This is a genomic window from Pseudomonas sp. CCI4.2 (assembly GCF_034350045.1).
GTDB lineage: Bacteria > Pseudomonadota > Gammaproteobacteria > Pseudomonadales > Pseudomonadaceae > Aquipseudomonas.
This window is the reverse complement of record NZ_CP133781.1, coordinates 5,309,283-5,326,794: the sequence shown is the minus strand read 5'-3', so window position 1 is coordinate 5,326,794 and position 17,512 is coordinate 5,309,283. Positions and strand designations below refer to the sequence as shown.

At 57.6% G+C, this 17,512-nt stretch carries 17 protein-coding genes; 12 read left to right on the top strand and 5 right to left on the bottom strand.

All coding sequences use genetic code 11. The features are described 5' to 3' along the window. The first annotated feature begins 101 nt into the window (after window positions 1-101). Complete coding sequence (locus RHM65_RS24195; protein WP_322168166.1) at window positions 102-1,787, top strand: NAD-dependent malic enzyme; 1,686 nt, start codon at window positions 102-104, stop codon at window positions 1,785-1,787. A 129-nt stretch (window positions 1,788-1,916) separates the two neighbouring features. Beyond that, window positions 1,917-3,527, top strand: a complete 1,611-nt coding sequence (locus tag RHM65_RS24190; protein ID WP_322168167.1) for a GMC family oxidoreductase — start codon at window positions 1,917-1,919, stop codon at window positions 3,525-3,527. A 400-nt stretch (window positions 3,528-3,927) separates the two neighbouring features. Here the strand turns inward: RHM65_RS24190 and RHM65_RS24185 are convergent, their stop codons facing one another. Further along, a complete protein-coding gene (locus RHM65_RS24185) occupies window positions 3,928-4,839 on the bottom strand; it encodes a LysR family transcriptional regulator (protein WP_322168168.1) in 912 nt (303 codons plus the stop codon). Window positions 4,840-4,953: 114 nt separating this feature from the next. Here RHM65_RS24185 and RHM65_RS24180 point away from each other — a divergent pair, with 114 nt between their 5' ends. The 5 genes from RHM65_RS24180 (at window position 4,954) to RHM65_RS24160 (ending at window position 8,919) form a co-directional block, all read left to right on the top strand. After that, window positions 4,954-5,343 carry a tautomerase family protein gene (locus RHM65_RS24180; RefSeq protein WP_322168169.1) on the top strand — a complete coding sequence of 130 codons (390 nt, stop codon included), beginning with the start codon at window positions 4,954-4,956 and terminating at the stop codon, window positions 5,341-5,343. Window positions 5,344-5,658: 315 nt separating this feature from the next. Beyond that, window positions 5,659-6,318 carry a class I SAM-dependent methyltransferase gene (locus RHM65_RS24175; RefSeq protein WP_322168170.1) on the top strand — a complete coding sequence of 220 codons (660 nt, stop codon included), beginning with the start codon at window positions 5,659-5,661 and terminating at the stop codon, window positions 6,316-6,318. Between the two features lie 128 nt (window positions 6,319-6,446). Further along, window positions 6,447-7,580: a ribonuclease D gene (rnd, locus tag RHM65_RS24170; protein ID WP_322168171.1), complete on the top strand. Its 1,134-nt coding sequence runs from the start codon at window positions 6,447-6,449 to the stop codon at window positions 7,578-7,580. After that, window positions 7,577-7,870, top strand: coding sequence for a YcgL domain-containing protein (locus RHM65_RS24165; RefSeq protein ID WP_322168172.1), 294 nt, complete (start codon window positions 7,577-7,579; stop codon window positions 7,868-7,870). Before rnd ends, RHM65_RS24165 begins: the two co-directional genes overlap by 4 nt. Before the next feature lie 116 nt (window positions 7,871-7,986). Continuing rightward, window positions 7,987-8,919 (top strand): D-2-hydroxyacid dehydrogenase, encoded by a 933-nt coding sequence (locus tag RHM65_RS24160; protein ID WP_322168173.1) that lies wholly within the window; start codon window positions 7,987-7,989, stop codon window positions 8,917-8,919. A gap of 58 nt (window positions 8,920-8,977) precedes the next feature. Here RHM65_RS24160 and RHM65_RS24155 read toward each other — a convergent pair whose 3' ends face one another. Continuing rightward, window positions 8,978-9,571, bottom strand: a complete 594-nt coding sequence (locus RHM65_RS24155; protein ID WP_322168174.1) for a nitroreductase family protein — start codon at window positions 9,569-9,571, stop codon at window positions 8,978-8,980. A gap of 239 nt (window positions 9,572-9,810) precedes the next feature. On the opposite strand from RHM65_RS24155, the gene RHM65_RS24150 reads away from it, so the two are divergent. Continuing rightward, window positions 9,811-10,260 (top strand): YcgN family cysteine cluster protein, encoded by a 450-nt coding sequence (locus RHM65_RS24150; RefSeq protein ID WP_322168175.1) that lies wholly within the window; start codon window positions 9,811-9,813, stop codon window positions 10,258-10,260. 120 nt (window positions 10,261-10,380) lie between these two features. Further along, complete coding sequence (locus tag RHM65_RS24145) at window positions 10,381-11,481, top strand: IS110 family transposase (RefSeq protein WP_322167083.1); 1,101 nt, start codon at window positions 10,381-10,383, stop codon at window positions 11,479-11,481. 403 nt (window positions 11,482-11,884) lie between these two features. Here the strand turns inward: RHM65_RS24145 and RHM65_RS24140 are convergent, their stop codons facing one another. The 3 genes from RHM65_RS24140 to RHM65_RS24130 form a co-directional block, all read right to left on the bottom strand. Beyond that, a complete protein-coding gene (locus RHM65_RS24140) occupies window positions 11,885-12,262 on the bottom strand; it encodes a DUF2892 domain-containing protein (RefSeq protein WP_322168176.1) in 378 nt (125 codons plus the stop codon). 62 nt (window positions 12,263-12,324) lie between these two features. Then, the gene (locus tag RHM65_RS24135) at window positions 12,325-12,828 is read right to left on the bottom strand and encodes an RNA methyltransferase (protein ID WP_322168177.1); all 504 of its coding nucleotides are present in this window, start codon (window positions 12,826-12,828) and stop codon (window positions 12,325-12,327) included. 78 nt (window positions 12,829-12,906) lie between these two features. Further along, the gene (locus RHM65_RS24130; protein WP_322168178.1) at window positions 12,907-13,281 is read right to left on the bottom strand and encodes a YajD family HNH nuclease; all 375 of its coding nucleotides are present in this window, start codon (window positions 13,279-13,281) and stop codon (window positions 12,907-12,909) included. Window positions 13,282-13,577: 296 nt separating this feature from the next. On the opposite strand from RHM65_RS24130, the gene RHM65_RS24125 reads away from it, so the two are divergent. The 3 genes from RHM65_RS24125 to RHM65_RS24115 are packed head-to-tail and all read left to right on the top strand — an operon-like array spanning window position 13,578 to window position 17,466. Beyond that, the gene (locus RHM65_RS24125; protein WP_322168179.1) at window positions 13,578-14,030 is read left to right on the top strand and encodes a (2Fe-2S)-binding protein; all 453 of its coding nucleotides are present in this window, start codon (window positions 13,578-13,580) and stop codon (window positions 14,028-14,030) included. 10 nt (window positions 14,031-14,040) lie between these two features. Continuing rightward, a complete protein-coding gene (locus RHM65_RS24120; RefSeq protein ID WP_322168180.1) occupies window positions 14,041-16,233 on the top strand; it encodes a xanthine dehydrogenase family protein molybdopterin-binding subunit in 2,193 nt (730 codons plus the stop codon). Window positions 16,234-16,242: 9 nt separating this feature from the next. Next, window positions 16,243-17,466: a cytochrome c gene (locus tag RHM65_RS24115; protein WP_322168181.1), complete on the top strand. Its 1,224-nt coding sequence runs from the start codon at window positions 16,243-16,245 to the stop codon at window positions 17,464-17,466. Window positions 17,467-17,512: the final 46 nt, after the last annotated feature.

The window sequence follows — 17,512 nt, the reverse complement described above, 5'->3', positions numbered from 1 at the left end:
GGTTGAATAGAGAACTGTCTAGCTGTACCCCCAAGTTCCAGCTGCCCGCCTCGGTTTCACCAAGAAATTTCAGAGTAAACGAAAAAAGGCGAACACTGAAAATGACCAAATCCTCGCGTCCTTTATACATTTCCTATGCTGGCCCTTCGCTACTGGAGATGCCCCTGCTGAACAAGGGCAGCGCCTTCACGCCGCAAGAGCGCGTCGAATTCAACCTCATCGGTCTGTTGCCACAAAACGTGGAAACCATCGAAGAGCAAGTCGAGCGGGTCTTTAGCCAATACAACCAATGCGCTAGCGACCTCGACAAACACATTTACCTGCGTTCGATTCAGGACAACAACGAAACGTTGTTCTTCCGCCTGCTCGACTCGCACCTCGATGAAATGCTGCCGATCATCTACACCCCGACGGTCGGCCAGGCGTGTCAGGAATTCTCGAAGATTTACCGCACCCACCGTGGGCTGTTTATCTCGTACCCGGAACGCGACCGCATCGACGACATCCTGCGCAGCGCGACCAAGGATCAGATCAAGATCATTGTGGTCACCGACAGTGAACGCATCCTCGGTCTGGGCGACCAAGGCATTGGCGGCATGGGTATTCCCATCGGCAAACTGTCGCTTTACACCGCGTGTGGCGGCATCAGCCCGGCTTATACCCTGCCGATCGTGCTGGACGTCGGCACCAATAACCAGGAATTGCTCGACGACCCGATGTACATGGGCTGGCGCCACAAGCGTGTAACGGGCCAGGAATACTACGATTTCGTGGCACTGTTCATCGACGCCGTACAGCGTCGCTGGCCGGAAGTGTTGTTGCAGTTCGAAGACTTCGCTCAGCCCAACGCCATGCCCTTGCTTGAGAAGTACCGCAACGAACTGTGCTGTTTCAACGACGACATTCAAGGCACTGCTTCGGTGGCCGTCGGCACGTTGCTCGCGGCCTGCAAAGCCAAGAGCGAAACGCTGGCTCAGCAAGTGGTGGTGTTCGTCGGCGCAGGTTCTGCCGGCTGTGGTATCGCCGAGCACATCATTGCGGCGATGACGATCGAAGGGCTGAGCGAGAGCGAAGCACGTAAGCGCATCTTCATGGTCGATCGCCACGGTTTACTGACCGACAAAATGGACGGTCTATTGGACTTCCAGTCACGTCTGGCACAGAAAACCGCAGATGTAACGAGCTGGGGCGCTGAAGGCTTCCCGACCTTGTTGGATGTTGTCGGTCACGCCAATGCCACCGTGATGATCGGTGTGTCAGGCCAACGCGGTCTGTTCACAGAACAAGTGGTTCGTGAAATGCACAAGCATTGCGCCAAGCCATTGATCATGCCGATGTCCAACCCGACATCGAAAGTCGAAGCCACGCCGGAAGAAATCCTGCGCTGGACCGACGGCAATGCATTGGTTGCTACCGGCAGCCCGTTCGCACCGGTGGAGTTCAACGGCCGCACGATTCACATCGCGCAGTGCAACAACTCCTACATCTTCCCTGGCATCGGTTTGGGCGTGATCGCCAGCAAGGCGTCGCGCATCACCGACAAAATGCTGATGGCCGCATCCAACGCTTTGGCAGAGTGCTCGCCGATGGTCACCGGTTCAGGTGACGCGGTATTGCCGCCATTGACCGACATTCAAGCCGTTAGCCGCAAGATCGCGTTGGCCGTCGCCAAAGAAGCTCAGGCTGAAGGCCTGGCGCTGGAAACCTCGGAAGAGATGTTGCTGGCAGCGATCGAGCGTAATTTCTGGATGCCGAACTACCGCACCTATCGTCGTCGCTCGGTCTGATCATCTGCTGATCTAACCTGCTTCGATTAAGAAGGCCGCCGCACGGCAACGTGCTGCGGCCTTTCTTTTTGCGCGAAAACCCCTTATAGCTTGGCCCCAGATAACAATAAAAACTTAGCGGGGGAATTCATGCAAGCGACGGCTGAGCTCTACGATTATGTGATTGTCGGCGCCGGACCTGCCGGCTGTTTACTGGCCAATCGATTGTCACAAAACCCGGCGCACCGCGTGCTGTTGCTCGAAGCGGGCGGACAAGACAATTACCACTGGATTCATATCCCCGTGGGCTACCTCTATTGCATCGGCAATCCACGGACTGACTGGTGCTTCAAAACCGAAGCCGAACCTGGCCTGAACGGGCGTTCGCTGAATTACCCGCGCGGCCGAGTGCTGGGCGGCTGTTCCTCGATCAACGGCATGATCTACATGCGCGGCCAAGCCCGTGATTACGATGAGTGGGCGGCCCAGGGCAATACCGGCTGGGGCTGGGACGCCGTTCTACCGCAGTTCAAACGCTCGGAAAATCACTACGCCGGCAATTCAGACATGCACAGCGCAGACGGCGAATGGCGGGTGGAGCAGCAGCGATTATCGTGGGGCATTCTCGATGCGTTTCGTGACGCCGCCGCCGAGACCGGCATTGCGTCCGTCGAGGATTTCAACGGTGGCGACAATGAAGGCTGTAGCTACTTTCAAGTCAACCAACGACGCGGTGTGCGTTGGAACGCGTCGAAAGCGTTTTTGCGTCCGATTGCCCAGCGTAAAAACCTGACGGTGCTGACCGGCGTCGAGGCGTCGCGTATCGAATTGGAAAACGGCCGCGCCAGTGCGGTGGTCGCGCGCGTTGAGCAACGAGAAGAACAGTTTCGCGCGCGCCGGGAAATCATCCTGTGCTGTGGCGCAATTGGCTCGCCGGCGCTGTTGCAGCGTTCGGGCATTGGGCCACGGCCGTTGCTGGAAAAACTCGGTATCAGCGTGCGTCACGAATTATCCGGCGTGGGCAGTAATCTGCAGGATCACTTGCAACTGCGTTTGATCTACAAAATCAGCAACGGCAAGACGCTCAACCAAATGGTCGGCAGCCTCTGGGGCAAGATGAACATGGGCCTGCGCTACGCGATCAATCGCAGCGGACCGCTGGCCATGGCGCCGAGCCAATTGGGCGCTTTTGCGCGCTCCGGGCCAGAACAGCCATCGGCCAATCTTGAATACCACGTGCAGCCCTTATCGCTGGAACGCTTCGGTGAACCGCTGCATACCTTCGCAGCGTTTACTGCCTCCGTATGCAACCTTCGTCCCCAGAGTCGCGGCACGGTAGAAATTCGCTCTGCGCGGATGGAGGATGCGCCATCGATTCGACCCAATTACCTCAGCCATGACGAGGACCTGAGGGTCGCTGCCGACGCCATCCGCCTGACCCGACGCATCGCGGCGGCCCCGGCGTTGGCCCGCTTTCAACCGGTGGAGTATTTGCCGGGTGTGAGCCTGCAAAGCGAGGACGAGTTACGACAGGCTGCACGCAGTATCGGCACAACGATTTTCCACCCGGTCGGCACCTGCAAAATGGGGCAGGGCAGTGATGCGGTGGTGGATGAGCGTCTGCGGGTGCGAGGCATTCCAGGTTTGCGGGTCGTGGACGCGTCGATCATGCCGAACATCGTCTCGGGTAATACCTGCTCGCCGACCCTGATGATTGCCGAAAAGGCGGCTGAGATGATCATCGCTGACGCGAGCCTGTAGGAGCCAACGTATTGGCGATAGGCTTTTGTGGCGTGCATCCTTAGCTCAGCCCATTTTCCTTTACCCGGCAAGCTGGTGTGCGGCCAATGCCAGCCGTGTCGAGGCGGAAGTGGATCATGCTCTGGCGCATTTTCCGGGGGCCGCTACGATGCGTGCGCGTATCGCAGCCTTGCGACGATTCAACGTGACGCGACGGCTGTCCGAATCAGTGCGCCGACATTAATCTCGGTCGCCAAAGACGATGTGCTAGTTCCTTGGACTTGCTCGCAAAAGCTCTCTGAGCACTTGGCTAACACGGTCTGGCACTGCGTTGCACACGGCGCCCATGCGCATAACATCACTGCGGCGGACGAATTCAATTCGGCTTTACTGTCATTTCTTGAAAGCCTTCCGAAGGCCCCTACAAAGTGTGCGCTTGATGATTAACAAATCCATCCACCACGGTCTGTCCGAGAATATCCATCGCGCGTTTTAGATTACCCAGCTGATAGGGATGCACTAGCCAAATGTCGAGGCTCAGGGAGAAGCTCTTGACCTCAACCACCGTCAATTCGTCGACCGCTCGGCTGTGGCGCAATACATCGCGGGGGATCAACCCCAAGCCCAATCCGGCGGCGACCATCCTCAGTTGCATCTCGGTGCCGTGGGTATCAACGCTTAAGCGAATGGTTTTTCCGGTGTCAGCAATGGCCCGTTCCAGTGCGGCCCGATAACCGCAGCCGTCAGGGTTCAAGATCCACGGCTGGCTGGCGAGGGCTTGCATATCAGAACGGCTATCGACCAACGGCGCGCGTTTACTTTGCACCACCAGCACTTCAAGGGTGGTGATGAATTGCCCGGTCACGCCTTCAGGCAGACGGCTGGGTGAAGTCAGCATCAATGTCGCGGCATCCAGGCTACCGGCGTGAATTTGCTGCTGAAGTTCGGAACTCCAATGGGTGTGCAACTGCACCTCCAGCTCCGGAAATTCTGCTTTCATCTTCATCACCACGTCGAACACCACCACGTCCGCCACCACTTGGGTAAACCCCAAACGAAACGGCCCACTGGGGGCCGCGCCTTCCCGTGGCACCTCCAGCAAATGCTCGGCATCGCGCAGCAGAATAACCGCGTGTTGATAAATGCGGTGGGCCAGCGCCGTGGCTTTGGGGGGACGGCTGGTGCGATCAAACAGATTGGCGTCGAGGGACTCTTCCAAATGTTGAATGCGGCGCGACACCGCCGATTGCGTCAGGCATAACGCTTGGGCGGCGCGGGTCAGTGAGTGGTGGTCAATCACTGCGACGAACGCCTTCAAATCTTCGAATAGCATGCGTAATCCTCATCATTAGCGAAATAATTATGCGCTTGTGGAAGGCCGTCGGCGACGCTAAATTTGCTGCCTGAACGAAGTCTTTCTTCTCTGCCACGATCCGAAGGTCCCACCATGCCACTAGCCAGAATTGATTTAGCCGCAGACACCTCGCCTGAAATCGTCAAAGCCATTGGTGACGTGGTGTACGACGCCATGATCCAAACCGCCAACGTCCCAGAACACGACAAATTTCAGATCGTGAACCGCCACGCCGGGGATGAACTGGTGTATCCGGCCGCCGGTTACTTGGGCGTCACCTACACCTCGAAAATCGTATTTATCCAGATCACGTGGAGTACCGGACGCAGCGTCGAGGTCAAGAAGGCTTTCTATAAAGCCATTGCCGAGGGGATTCATGAGAAGACCGGGATTCGCAAAGAAGACGTTTGGATCAGCCTCGTCGAAAGTAACCGCGAAGACTGGTCGTTCGGCGGCGGCGAAATGCAGTACGCGGCTAAATAGAAGAGGGCTTATCAAATAAACCCACACGCTGTGGAATAACACAATTGTGGGAGCGAGCTTGCTCGCGATGGACCGCGAAGCGGTCCCAATCGGTTCCAACTGCAACAACCGAGCTGCTTGGTTTTACGTCAGTTGCGCAGCCGATCGCGAGCAAGCCCGCTCTTACACAAAAAACGTATCACGCGTTCCAATCCGCATTCTTTTCACAAAAAATTGATGCACGGCTGATTAAAATTTATAGGTGAAGACGTTTTTAACTTGGTCGCTCTGGCGAATTCTTACTTATTAAGCGGTTACCTTATAAGCAGAGTGTTCATGCTGAATGTTAAAGCGTTACGCTCTGAAACTGATGGCGGCAAGCCTGTCCAGCCACAAGGCTTTTCCGGGCGCCTGGCGCAATGGCGTGACGAGCAGTTGGCGCGGCGAGCGCTAAAAATCGCGGGCGAACCTGGGTTGGTGCTCGATTTACCCAGTGGTGCGGGTCGCTTTTGGGCGGTGTTAACCGAACACAGCAACCGGGTTGTGCTGGCGGCCGACCATTCGCCGGAAATGCTGGCTTTAGGTGAGGCCGGTTTTTCCGCTGAAAAGCTTAAACGTATTAAAACCTTCCAGACTTCACCGCTTTCCATCGAGTTGTCGGCAAACGCGGTGGATTGCATCTTTTGCATGCGTTTATTCCACCACATCCCTGATCGGGATCATCGTGCAGCCATCTTGCGAGAATTCCATCGGGTGACGCGCGACACGGTAATCATTGCGCTGTGGGTCGATGGCAACATCAAATCATGGCGACGCAAGCGCTTGGAGCGGGTTCGAGCACGTGTTGAACCTGAGGTGTTGCGGATGAATCGTTTCGTGGTGAATCGCACGGAAATAGAAACTGAGTTCGCGACCGCCGGATTTCAAATCCTTGGCCACCACGATGTATTGCCCGGCTACGCCATGTGGCGGGTTTACGTGTTGCAAAAGGTCTAAGGCTTAATCCGATGACCGGTCTGCATTTACCCGGTGTATGGCAGGAAGTTGCTCAAGACTTGAAGTGTGAATGCCCGGTTATCGGTGATGCGATATATACTGCGCGCCATTCTTCAAGGGAGAGCCGTGTGGCCATTGATATTCACTGGATTCGTGACGACGCCAGCCTCGCCCAACATTGCGTCGAATGGCAAACCTTGCCCTTTGTCGCCCTCGACACCGAATTCATGCGGGTCGACACTTTTTATCCCATCGCCGCGTTGCTGCAGATTGGAGACGGCGCTCGCGCCTTTCTGATTGACCCGCTGCTGATCAATGATTGGGCACCGCTGTCGGCACTGCTGGAGAATCCCGATGTCATCAAAGTTGTCCACGCCTGCAGTGAAGACCTCGAAGTCCTGCTGCGTTTAACGGGCAGCCTGCCAGCGCCGCTGTTTGATACACAATTGGCCGCCGCGTACCTGAACCTCGGTTTTTCCATGGGCTACTCACGTCTGGTCCAGGAAGTGCTGGGGATCGACCTGCCCAAGGGGGAGACCCGCTCCGATTGGTTACAGCGTCCGCTGTCTGAAACCCAAATCAGCTACGCCGCTGAGGATGCCGTACACCTGGCCGAGGTTTACAGCATCCTCCAGCCGAAACTGTCCACAGACAAACACGCTTGGCTGCTGGACGACGGTGCTGAACTGGTTGCGAACCTTCGGCGCGAAATCGACCCGTATGATCTGTACCGTGATGCCAAGTTGGCGTGGAAGTTATCCCGCGCACAATTGGCGGTACTGCGTGAGTTATGTGCGTGGCGTGAGCGTGAGGCGCGGTCGCGTAACTTGCCGCGTAATCGCGTGGTCCGTGAGCACTCACTCTGGCCATTGGCCAAAACCCAGCCGGACAACCTCACCGCGTTGGCGAAAATCGAAGACATTCACCCTAAAACCGTGCGCCAGGACGGAGAGTTTTTGATCGAACTGATCAAGACCTCTGCCTGCCTGCCGCCAGAACAGTGGCCAGCCGCGTTGCCCGAGCCGCTGCCGATCGAAGCATCCGTTGTCTTGAAGACATTGCGTGTGATTGGTCAGCAGTACGCCGAGCAGTTGAACATGGCCCCTGAACTTATGCTGCGTAAAAAGACCCTCGAAGCCCTGCTGAAAAGCGGCTACCCCCACGGTCCCTATCAATTGCCAGAGTCGCTGCGTGGCTGGCGCCGCGAGCTGATGGGCCAGGCGCTCCTCGACAGCCTGGCCACTGTTGGAGAACAGTCTTGAAACGTATTTGCTCTATTTATAAAAGCCCGCGTAAAAACGAGATGTACCTGTACGTCCTCAAAAGCGATGCACTCAAGAAAGTGCCAGCAGATCTGCTGATCGCTTTCGGCCCGCCAAAGCATACGTTCGACCTGGTACTCAGCCCTGAGCGCAAGCTGTCCCGCGAGGACATCGATCAAGTGCTCAAGAACCTCGATACCCAAGGCTATCACCTGCAAATGCCCCCGGCAGAAGATGAGTACATCGAACACCTGCCAGAAGAGCTGCTGCGCCGTAACGATCCACTGTAAGCGGCGCTGGGCCAGAGCGCCGGAACATCGTGCGCGTCTGAAGTTTTTTTGAGTGCGCCCGTCAACGGGGTTAACCCTGTTGACGGTGCATGTTTAGTTTTTATAGGTTTTAAGTCATGCGCGTTCTGATTGCTGAACACGATTACCCGGTCTACACCCAACTGCTGGGTCAATGGGCACCTGATATTGAAGTGATGAGCACCGGCGATGGTGCCCAGCTGTCACGAATGGCCGAACAATGCGCGGTGTGGCTAGGTGCGCCAGACCTGTTGGCCACCTTGCTGCGGCAGGGGCACACCCCGCAGTGGCTGCAATCGACATGGGCCGGCATCACGCCGTTACTCGCTGAAGGTTTGCCGCGCGAGTATCGATTGACCCGTGCGGTGGGCATCTTTGGTCAAGTGATGGCGGAGTTTGTCCTGACCTACATGCTCGGTCATGAGCGTGAAGTGCTGGCGCGGCTGGTCAGCCAGGTCGAGCGTAAATGGGACAGCCGTTTGAGCCATAGCCTGGCGGGGCGCAAAGCGTTGATCGTTGGCGCGGGCGATATCGGCCTTAGCGTGGCGCAGTTTCTGCTGCCGTTTGGCGTCGAGTTTTACGGGATCGCCTCCACGCCACGCACTCAGGCGCCGTTCATTGAAGTAGGCGGTTTGGTTGATTTGGAGCGTCTGGTTGGTGAAGTCGATTACGTGATCAACCTGCTGCCCAATACCCCTGAAACCCACGATCTGTACAACGCGAAGCTCTTCGCAAAATTCAAGTCGAGCGGTTTGTTCATCAATGTCGGGCGCGGCGTGGCAGTGGTCGATGCTGATTTGGTTGAGGCGCTGAAGGACGGGCACTTGGCCGGTGCGGTCATCGACGTTTGCCGTCAGGAACCCTTGCCGCAGCAGCATCCGTTCTGGACCGCGTGGGGCTTATTGTTGACCGGGCACAGCTCGGCACCGACCTCGCCGGCGGCGATGGTGCGGTTGTTCATTGAGAACGTGACAGCGTTTGAAGCGGGAGAGGCATTGCGCGGCGAAGTGGATTTTTCTCGCGGTTATTGAAAAAAACTTCGCTCATCGGGATCTGTTCTGGCGTGCCCAGGGCAGATCCCGATTGTCGTTACAGGCTGAAACCGCCTTCGGCTGCCAGTTCTGACAGCGGTCGGCGCGGGCCCGGGGTTTCTCGGCCTTGCAGGTACTCAGCGAGTGTCGATTTGTCGCCAAGTTTGCCAATCGCTACCGCCGCGTGCAGCGCATAGCCTTCGGGAACGTTCAGCTCCTGACGGGTCAGGTCCTTATCGAAACCCGCCATGGCATGGGTGTGCCAACCGCTCAGGCTGGCTTGCAACGCCAGATAGCCCCAGGCGGCACCGGTGTCGAAGCTGTGACATAACGCCGGGCCTTCTTCAGTGGCGCCCGGTGCAGTAAAGGTAGTTTTCGAGATCACGATCACTAGCGCAGACGCATGCTGTGCCCAGCCACGGTTGAACTCATTCAGCAGGCCGAGGAAGCGTTCCCAGTTCGGCGTATCGCGGCGCGCATACAGAAAGCGCCATGGTTGCGAGTTGTAAGCGGACGGTGCCCAGCGAGCCGCTTCAAAAAAGCTCAGCAGGGTTTCCTGGCCGATGGCTTCGGCGGTGAATGCACGTGGCGACCAGCGCTCAGTGAATTGCGGGTCAATCGGGTAGTCGGCGACACGGGAATTAACGGTCATAAAGGTCCTGACAGAGTATTAAAAGAACACTATCGAGCAGTACGCGAGACCGGCGTATTGGCCGGATAAGGGAGATGGGCCGTGGCCGGCAGGCATCGTCGAAATCGGTTCGTAAAGTTACGTTGCCAATGCCCATATAACAAGTACGTCCTTACCGACAGTCGCAAGCGCTTGGCCCACGTCTCGCGTGCCACTAGACTGGCGGCCTTTTCACTCTCTAACGCTGATTGCCCAAACCCATGGCCGCTAAAGTCGAACCCTTCTGGAAACGTAAAACCCTCGAGCAACTTGATCAGGACGAGTGGGAGTCGCTGTGCGATGGCTGTGGCCTGTGCTGTCTGCAAAAGCTTGAGGATGAAGACGATAACAGCGTTTATTACACGCGCATCGCGTGCAAATTGCTGGACCTGAAAACCTGCCAATGCACCGACTACAGCAACCGCCGCGCAACGGTGCCAGATTGCATTCAACTGACACCGGGGCAGGCTGACCAATTCAAATGGCTGCCACCCACCTGTGGCTACCGTTTGGTCAGCGAAGGCAAAGACCTGCCGCTCTGGCACCATCTGGTGTGCGGCGACCGTGACGCGGTGCATCACGAACGCATCTCGCAATCCGGGCGCATGCTCAGTGAAAACAGCGTGTCCGAGGACGACTGGGAAGAGCACCTGATCTTTCGTGCTGGCTGACAACGGACCGGTAAACCTGCAATAACATCGCCCCTCTGTAATTGGATGGACTCGCCCAAGCCGAGGCGTCAATGCGCCACGGTGGCAGTCTAAGAAGCCAACGACAGCGAGGGCGAGTCCATGAAAAAGAATACGACGATTAATCAGTCTTTGTCTTCTGCCGCTCTATCGGCCTGCACGACAGTGGCGGTCGATCTTGCCAAGCGGGTATTCCAGGTCGCCGGGGAAGATGCCCTGGGCCATGTACTTTACGAAGAGCGGATCAAGTCGCGCGAAGCGTTTTTTACATTTCTGCGTCACCTGCCGCCAGAGGTCATAGTGCTGGTGGAAACTGGCCCAGGCGCTCAGTCGTGGGCGCGGCAGCTCCAGGATCAGGGCAATCTGGCGCGGATTCTTCCAGCGGGGTTGGTGGCTAATCATCGCAGCGGTGCCAAGAACGATCGCAACGATGCGCTGGCGATATTGCGTGCCGGCCGCGATAGCCGCATTGCGGCTGTGCCCATCAAAAGCACCGCAGCGCTGGCCATGCAGGCCTTGCATCGGGCTCGTCAGGGTTATGTACGCCGCCGTACAACGATCAGTAATCAGATGCGAGGCTTACTGTTAGAGCACGGCGTTGCGCTGGCGCAGGGCGATGTTGCTATCAGCCAAACCATACCCCGAGTGCTGGAAGACGCTACTCAGCCGTTGCCCGATATGTTGCGCGAACTGATAGACGAATTACTGGGTGAATGGCACCACACGGGCGAGCGAATCAACATCTTGACTGGCCGTCTGGAGACTGCTGCGAACGATGACAAAACCGCCAAACGGCTAATGACCGTGCGTGGTATCGGTCCGATTATCGCCACGGCACTGCTGGCCAAGCAGACTGAACCTGAACGCTTCTCCAATGCGCGCATGTTTGCCGCCTACTTCGGCATGGTGCCTGAGCAGCACAGCAGCGGGGAGCAGGTGCGCCTGGGCAAAATGAGCAAGCGAGGCGATGGCTACATACGCAGCTTGATGGTTCAGGGTGCCCATTCGGTGTTGAGGCAACTGCGGCCTGATTCACAGCAGCCCGACGATCTGCGGCTGCTGCGCTGGTTAGGGCGCCTGGGTCGAAAAGAGGCGGCGGTCCGGTTAGCGAACCGTAACCTGCGCATCGTCTGGGCGCTGCTACAGAATGAACAGACTTATCGCCGCCAACCGGCCAATGGCCAAGCTGCGATGGGCCACTGATCCACAGAGTTCTGCCACCGTGGCGCGAAAGCGCTTCAACCCTTGCTAGAAAACATTGACCCCAGGTCAGACCGTCGCGGATTGATGCCTTGGCTCCTACTGGCCCTTGAGGCCTGAATGTAATTGGCATACCGCGAGCTGAACCAATGTTGGCCAGAAGCCGAAGACGGCTTCCTCGAATAGGCCTTATACATAGATGCAACCGGGTAGCGGTGTTTAAAAGCGGGTTGACAGTGGAGGCGAGTCCATACATAGGAGCCAACGTGTTGGCGAGGGGCTCGATGCACTGTGTCTGATAAAAAACTTCCCGAATAAATTCGGTCCCACAGACGATATATGCAATCTGTAGGACCGAATTTATTCGGGAAGCGAGCTGCGCGGTGTGTCAGATACAGCGCGCGGATCAGATATCCGTAACCGGGCTTACCAGCGAATCATTGCCGGTCACTGTCGCGCTTTCGGTGGCGATTTCTGCTTTGGCCTTCAATTGCCCCAGCTCCGCACCCACTCGCTCAATGCGCCCACGGGCCTTGGTCATTTCGTCGCGGCTCTTTTCAATCAGGTTTTTCGCGCCGCAGTAACCGGTGATTCCACGGGCCAGCACCGCTCCGCCAATCGCCAACTCGATCAGACCGAAAAAGCCGCCACGGCGCAGGCCTTTGCCGACCATCAATATCCCGCCGGCCAACGAGCCAGCGCGCTCTAAACCATGGACGTTTTGCTGGGGATGGGTTTGAAACGGAGTGGAATCTATGCGTTCAACGACCGGAATATCGCTCATGTGGGTTCTCCATGATGAGGTGAGTAGGTTCACTTAAGCTGACTGCCTCAGTACAAAACTGTTCAATCAGAAGCGCCGTCACTGGTCGCGACCCGGGTTCCGAATTTCGGGCCGGAGCGGGTGTTGTTGCCTTTGGCCATGCGGTCATACAGCACGACATTAACCGTGGCGGCCAGGTTCATGCAGCCGTGGGTGGGGACGTACACTACGTCCTCGCACCAGTCGCGGATGCTTTTATCCAGCGACCCGTCTTCCGGGCCGAAAATATAAATCGCACGGTCAGGGTGGGTGTATTCAGGCAACGGACGCGCCCCTTCAACCAGCTCCACTGCCACCGGAACACAACCCAGGGGAAGGATCTTTCTCAGGTCATCGATGCCGATCAGCGGAATGTCCTGGTGAACTTTTTTGGTGTCGGTAATGAAGTCACGAGCGCGCTCATAACGAGTGCCAGTGTAAAACACCGACGCCACGCCATAGCAGCCAGCTGCACGCATGACCGAGCCGACGTTTTCCGGCGACTTGGGGTTGTATAAACCAATGCAGCTGTACCGTTGATTCGCCACGTGCCAGTGCTCTTTAAGGAAAGGCGGCGATTATACGGCACATTGGGCGACGGAATCCCGGACACACGGAGTAATGGGCTACTCGTCTTTTTTCATCAACCCGGCCAACGCTGCAAACGGGTTATGCGTTGCTTTGGCGATTTTCGGGCTGCTGGTCGAGCCTTCCGCAAAGTACTGCTGATCGGTGTAGCGCGAGTGTTCATTGTCGTGGCAGTACAAGCACAACAGCTCCCAATTGGAGCCGTCCTGGGGATTATGGTCGTGGTTGTGGTCGCGGTGATGGACGGTCAGTTCGCTCAAGCGTTTGCCGGCGAATTCCCGGGCGCAACGGCCGCAGACGTGGGGGTACATCTTCAGCGCCTTGTCGCGATAACCCATCTCACGGTCGCGCTGGGCGTCGGCCAGAATGCGGTCCAGTTTGGCGGTGTGGGAGGGTGGGTTTGCCGTGCTCATGGTGTCACCTGTTCGAGTGTGCACATGTGTGCGTGATCTGTATTGGGCATAAGTCTAGCGCTTTGCGACGTCATCAGCCTTCGAGTTTTGATACCGACAACCACGGCGCGGGTTACGAGCCGCGCGACGCCCGGTTTACCGACTGCTTTGCCGCGGGTTCGAAAAGTAGTCATTTGGATGTAAAAAAAACTGACAAAGACCCGTAAAGATTTTTTTTGGCCCATGTGATCGGTATGTTTATGGCAAACTTTGGGCCTGAGTCGGCTTGGCTCACGTGATTGACGCCAGAGGTTGCCATGCAAACACTAACGATCAACGGGGTCCCACATGAAGTGGACGTCCCTGCGCAAATGCCCTTGCTGTGGGTATTGCGTGATGTGCTAGGGATGACAGGCACCAAATACGGTTGTGGTATCGCCCAGTGTGGCGTTTGCACGGTACACCTTGACGGTCGGGCCGTTCGCTCCTGTGTGCTGCCGGTCAGCGCTGCGGTGGGTCATGCGGTGACTACCATCGAAGGTGTCGAGAAGATGGCGGTGGGCCAGGAAGTCCAAAAAGCCTGGCTCGAACACGAAGTGGTGCAGTGCGGTTATTGCCAGTCCGGGCAGATCATGTCCGCAGTGGCATTGTTGCAAGCCAATCCCCACGCCAATGACGAGCAAATTGTGACGGCCATGGCCGGCAATCTGTGCCGCTGCGCGACCTACACGCGAATTCTCGCCGCCGTCAAAAGCGTCAGCCAAGCCTGAGGAATCGATCATGTCCAATGTAAATCGACCTGCCTCGACGGTCTCGCGCCGTGGCTTGCTCAAAGGCGGCGCGCTCTCGCTGGGTGGGCTGGTCATCAGTACGTGGCTGCCACCGTTGATGGCACGCAGTGCTGCCGCTCAAGCCACCGATGCAGCACGCCTGGGTGACAACGCGGGTAAAGGTTACGGCGCGTTCGTGCGGGTTGGCCACGATGGCCGCGTCACGGTTATTTCGCCAAAAATCGAGATGGGCCAAGGTATTCATACCGGCATTTCGATGATGGTGGCCGAAGAACTGGAAGTTGGTCTGGACCAGATCGACCTTGAAGAAGCGCCGCCCGACGCCGCGTTGTACACCGACACGGTGTTGCAGTTTCAGGCCACCGGAGGCTCGTCCTCAACCCGTTACACCTGGGAACCGCTGCGCCGCGCCGGGGCCAGTGCCCGCGTGTTGCTGATTCAAGCAGCGGCGATGCGCTGGCATGTTGCACCGAGCCAGTGCCATGCGGAAAACGGTCGGGTCGTGGGGCCCAATGGGCAAGCCGCCGACTATGGCGATCTGGTCGACGCGGCCTCCGCGCTGCCGCTGCCACAGAACGTAGCGCTCAAAGCCATCAGCGATTTCAAGTTATTAGGCACCGCGACGCAGCGCATCGACACGCCGGACAAGGTCAATGGCAAAGCGTTGTTCACCATCGACTTGCAACTGCCTGACATGTCGGTTGCGTCCACGCTGACCTGCCCAGTATTCGGCGGCACGCTGCGCAGCGTAGATGACAGCGCGGCGCGAGCGGTACCGGGCGTGCGCGATGTGGTTCGTCTGAGCAATGCGGTCGCGGTGACGGGCAGTAATTTTTGGGCCTGCCAACAAGGGCTCAAGGCGCTGGTGATCGACTGGGACCTGGGCGCAAACGCAAATATCGATTCGGCCCAGTTGGACAAGGCTTTGCTCGACGCCAGCGCTAAGGACGGCGTGGTTGCCAAGCGCACCGGCGATATCGAAACCACCTTAAAGTCTGCGGCTCATCACTTCGAAGCGGTTTACGAACAACCCTTTCTGTCCCATTCACCGCTGGAACCGATGACCTGCGTCGCCCATGTGCGCGCTGATGCCTGTGAGTTGTGGGTGGGTTGTCAGGCGCCAACCTTTGCTCAGGCCGGTGCTGCCAAGATCAGCGGCATGCCGCTTGAAAAAGTAGTTATCCACAACCAATTGATCGGCGGCGCGTTTGGCCGTCGCCTGGAATCGGACTTCATTTTCCAGGCCGTGGACATCGCCCGTCAGTTGAGCTACCCGATCAAGTTGATCTGGAGCCGTGAAGAGGACATGACGCACGACCGTTATCGCCCACATTACGTTGACCGAATGAATGCCGCGTTGGATGCGAATCTGCGCCCGATTGGCTGGGAGCACCGGATTGCTGGCGCCTCGGTCATCGCTGCGTATTTAGGCAAATTACCCGCCAGTGGCGTCGATGGGGATGCGGTCGAGGTCGCTATCGATCCAGTGTACGAACTTCCTCATCTGCAAGTGCGCTACATCCAAGAAGAACCGAAAACCATTCCGGTGTCCTGGTGGCGTGGTGTCGGGCCGCTGCGCAGCACTTACGCGGTGGAGTCTTTTATCGACGAACTGGCGCACAACGCCAAGGATGATCCGATTGAGTTCCGCCTGAGTTTGATGCAAAGCCAGCCGCGTGCGCAGGCCGTATTGAAACGGGTCGCGGAACTCTCTGATTGGAAGACACCACTGCCCGCTGGACAAGGGCGCGGTGTGGCGGTCAGCGCGGTATTTGGCAGTTTTATCGCGACGGTCGTAGAGCTGGAGATGCAAGGCGAACACGGGTTTCGGATCAAGCGCCTGACGTCGGTCATCGATTGCGGTTTTGTCAACAACCCCACGTCAGTGTTGGCCCAAATTGAAGGCGGCACCTTGTTTGGTCTGTCGGCCGCGTTGTTCAACGAGATCCTGATTGAAAAGGGCCAAGTGGTGCAAAACAACTTCAACCAGTATCGGCAGATTCGCATAAGCGACGCGCCGCCGGTTCAGGTGCACTTGATCAACAGCCTCGAAAGCCCCGGGGGTGTCGGCGAAACCGGCGTCGTGCCCGCTGCGCCGGCGTTGATGAATGCGCTCTATGCCGCATCGCAGGTTCGAGTGCGACGCTTGCCGTTGAGCCGCGCCGGTTATTTCACCGTCTGAGGAGCTGCCATGAACGTCGTTAAGTATGCGTTTGCTTTCGTGGCGGCTGGGTTGGCGCTGTCCGCCAATGCGGCCGATTCTACCTTGATCAGCAAAGGTGAATACCTCACCCGCGCCGCCGATTGCGTGGCCTGCCACCTGGCGCCCGGCGGTAAACCCTTCGCGGGTGGACTGGGTTTTAAATTGCCCTTCGGAACGCTGTACTCCCCGAACATTACGCCCGACAAGGACACCGGGATTGGGAACTGGACCGACGATGAGTTTGTCAGCGCCTTGCAGCAGGGCGTCGGCAAGGACGGGAAACATTACTACCCGGCCTTTCCGTACACGTCCTACACCTTGATGCCCCGTGAAGACATTTTGGCGATCAAGGCGTACTTGTTCAGCCTTGCGCCCGTCCAGCAAAAGCCTCAGGAAAATGAACTGTCGTTTCCGTTCAATCAGCGCTGGGGGATGTTCTTCTGGAACCTGGTGTTCAACGCCAATGAGCGGTTCACGCCGGACGCCAAGCAATCGGTAGAGTGGAATCGCGGTGCTTATCTGGTCCAAGGGCCGGGGCACTGCGGCGAATGTCATTCACCCCGCAATTTGTTCCAGGCGGTGAGTGCCAGCCACTCGCTGGCGGGCAATCTGCTGGGCAATTGGCAGGCTTATAACATCAGCTCAGATGTGAAAAGGGGCATCGGCGCTTGGCCAAATGAGGCGCTGATCAGCTATATGGCGCAAGGGTATGCGCCGGGCTACGGCGGAGCGGGTGGACCGATGGCGGATGTGGTCGAGCACAGCTTGCAGTACCTCGATCCGGCTGACTTAAAAGCGATAGCGGTGTACCTCAAAACCACAACCGCCCGCGCTGAAGGCGTGTCGCGCCCAGCAGTTGCGATCAATGCGGCGTCGATGGACAGCAGTTATGCGCTGGGCAGGAAGATTTTCAGCGACGCGTGCTCGGCGTGCCACCGCTTGGACGGAAGCGGAAACCAAACCCCGGTTGCCACGCTGTCAGGGCTGAAAACCGTCAATGACCCTGCTGGCACTAACCTGGTCGCGACGCTGCTGAGCGGGCATAACCTCGTCAAGTCGCCGGTTGATCAGAAAATGCCGGACTTTGCACGGGCTTACAACGACGTCGAGCTGGCAGCTGTCAGCACCTTTGTATTGCGTCGCTTTGGGCAAAACGACGCGCAGGTCAAACCGGCGGATGTGGCAAAGAGCCGAGAAAGCGCCTTGCACTGAGGGCTTAAAACCCATGGCGTACCGGTTCGCCGGTAAGCCATGCCCC

Excerpts from the sequence above, each read along its gene's own strand:
- RHM65_RS24195 (WP_322168166.1), top strand. The coding sequence starts at position 102 with ATGACCAAATCCTCGCGTCCTTTATACATTTCCTATGCTGGCCCTTCG.
- RHM65_RS24190 (WP_322168167.1), top strand. The coding sequence starts at position 1,917 with ATGCAAGCGACGGCTGAGCTCTACGATTATGTGATTGTCGGCGCCGGA.
- RHM65_RS24185 (WP_322168168.1), bottom strand. The coding sequence starts at position 4,839 with ATGCTATTCGAAGATTTGAAGGCGTTCGTCGCAGTGATTGACCACCAC.
- RHM65_RS24180 (WP_322168169.1), top strand. The coding sequence starts at position 4,954 with ATGCCACTAGCCAGAATTGATTTAGCCGCAGACACCTCGCCTGAAATC.
- RHM65_RS24175 (WP_322168170.1), top strand. The coding sequence starts at position 5,659 with ATGCTGAATGTTAAAGCGTTACGCTCTGAAACTGATGGCGGCAAGCCT.
- RHM65_RS24160 (WP_322168173.1), top strand. The coding sequence starts at position 7,987 with ATGCGCGTTCTGATTGCTGAACACGATTACCCGGTCTACACCCAACTG.
- RHM65_RS24155 (WP_322168174.1), bottom strand. The coding sequence starts at position 9,571 with ATGACCGTTAATTCCCGTGTCGCCGACTACCCGATTGACCCGCAATTC.
- RHM65_RS24150 (WP_322168175.1), top strand. The coding sequence starts at position 9,811 with ATGGCCGCTAAAGTCGAACCCTTCTGGAAACGTAAAACCCTCGAGCAA.
- RHM65_RS24145 (WP_322167083.1), top strand. The coding sequence starts at position 10,381 with ATGAAAAAGAATACGACGATTAATCAGTCTTTGTCTTCTGCCGCTCTA.
- RHM65_RS24140 (WP_322168176.1), bottom strand. The coding sequence starts at position 12,262 with ATGAGCGATATTCCGGTCGTTGAACGCATAGATTCCACTCCGTTTCAA.
- RHM65_RS24130 (WP_322168178.1), bottom strand. The coding sequence starts at position 13,281 with ATGAGCACGGCAAACCCACCCTCCCACACCGCCAAACTGGACCGCATT.
- RHM65_RS24125 (WP_322168179.1), top strand. The coding sequence starts at position 13,578 with ATGCAAACACTAACGATCAACGGGGTCCCACATGAAGTGGACGTCCCT.
- RHM65_RS24120 (WP_322168180.1), top strand. The coding sequence starts at position 14,041 with ATGTCCAATGTAAATCGACCTGCCTCGACGGTCTCGCGCCGTGGCTTG.
- RHM65_RS24115 (WP_322168181.1), top strand. The coding sequence starts at position 16,243 with ATGAACGTCGTTAAGTATGCGTTTGCTTTCGTGGCGGCTGGGTTGGCG.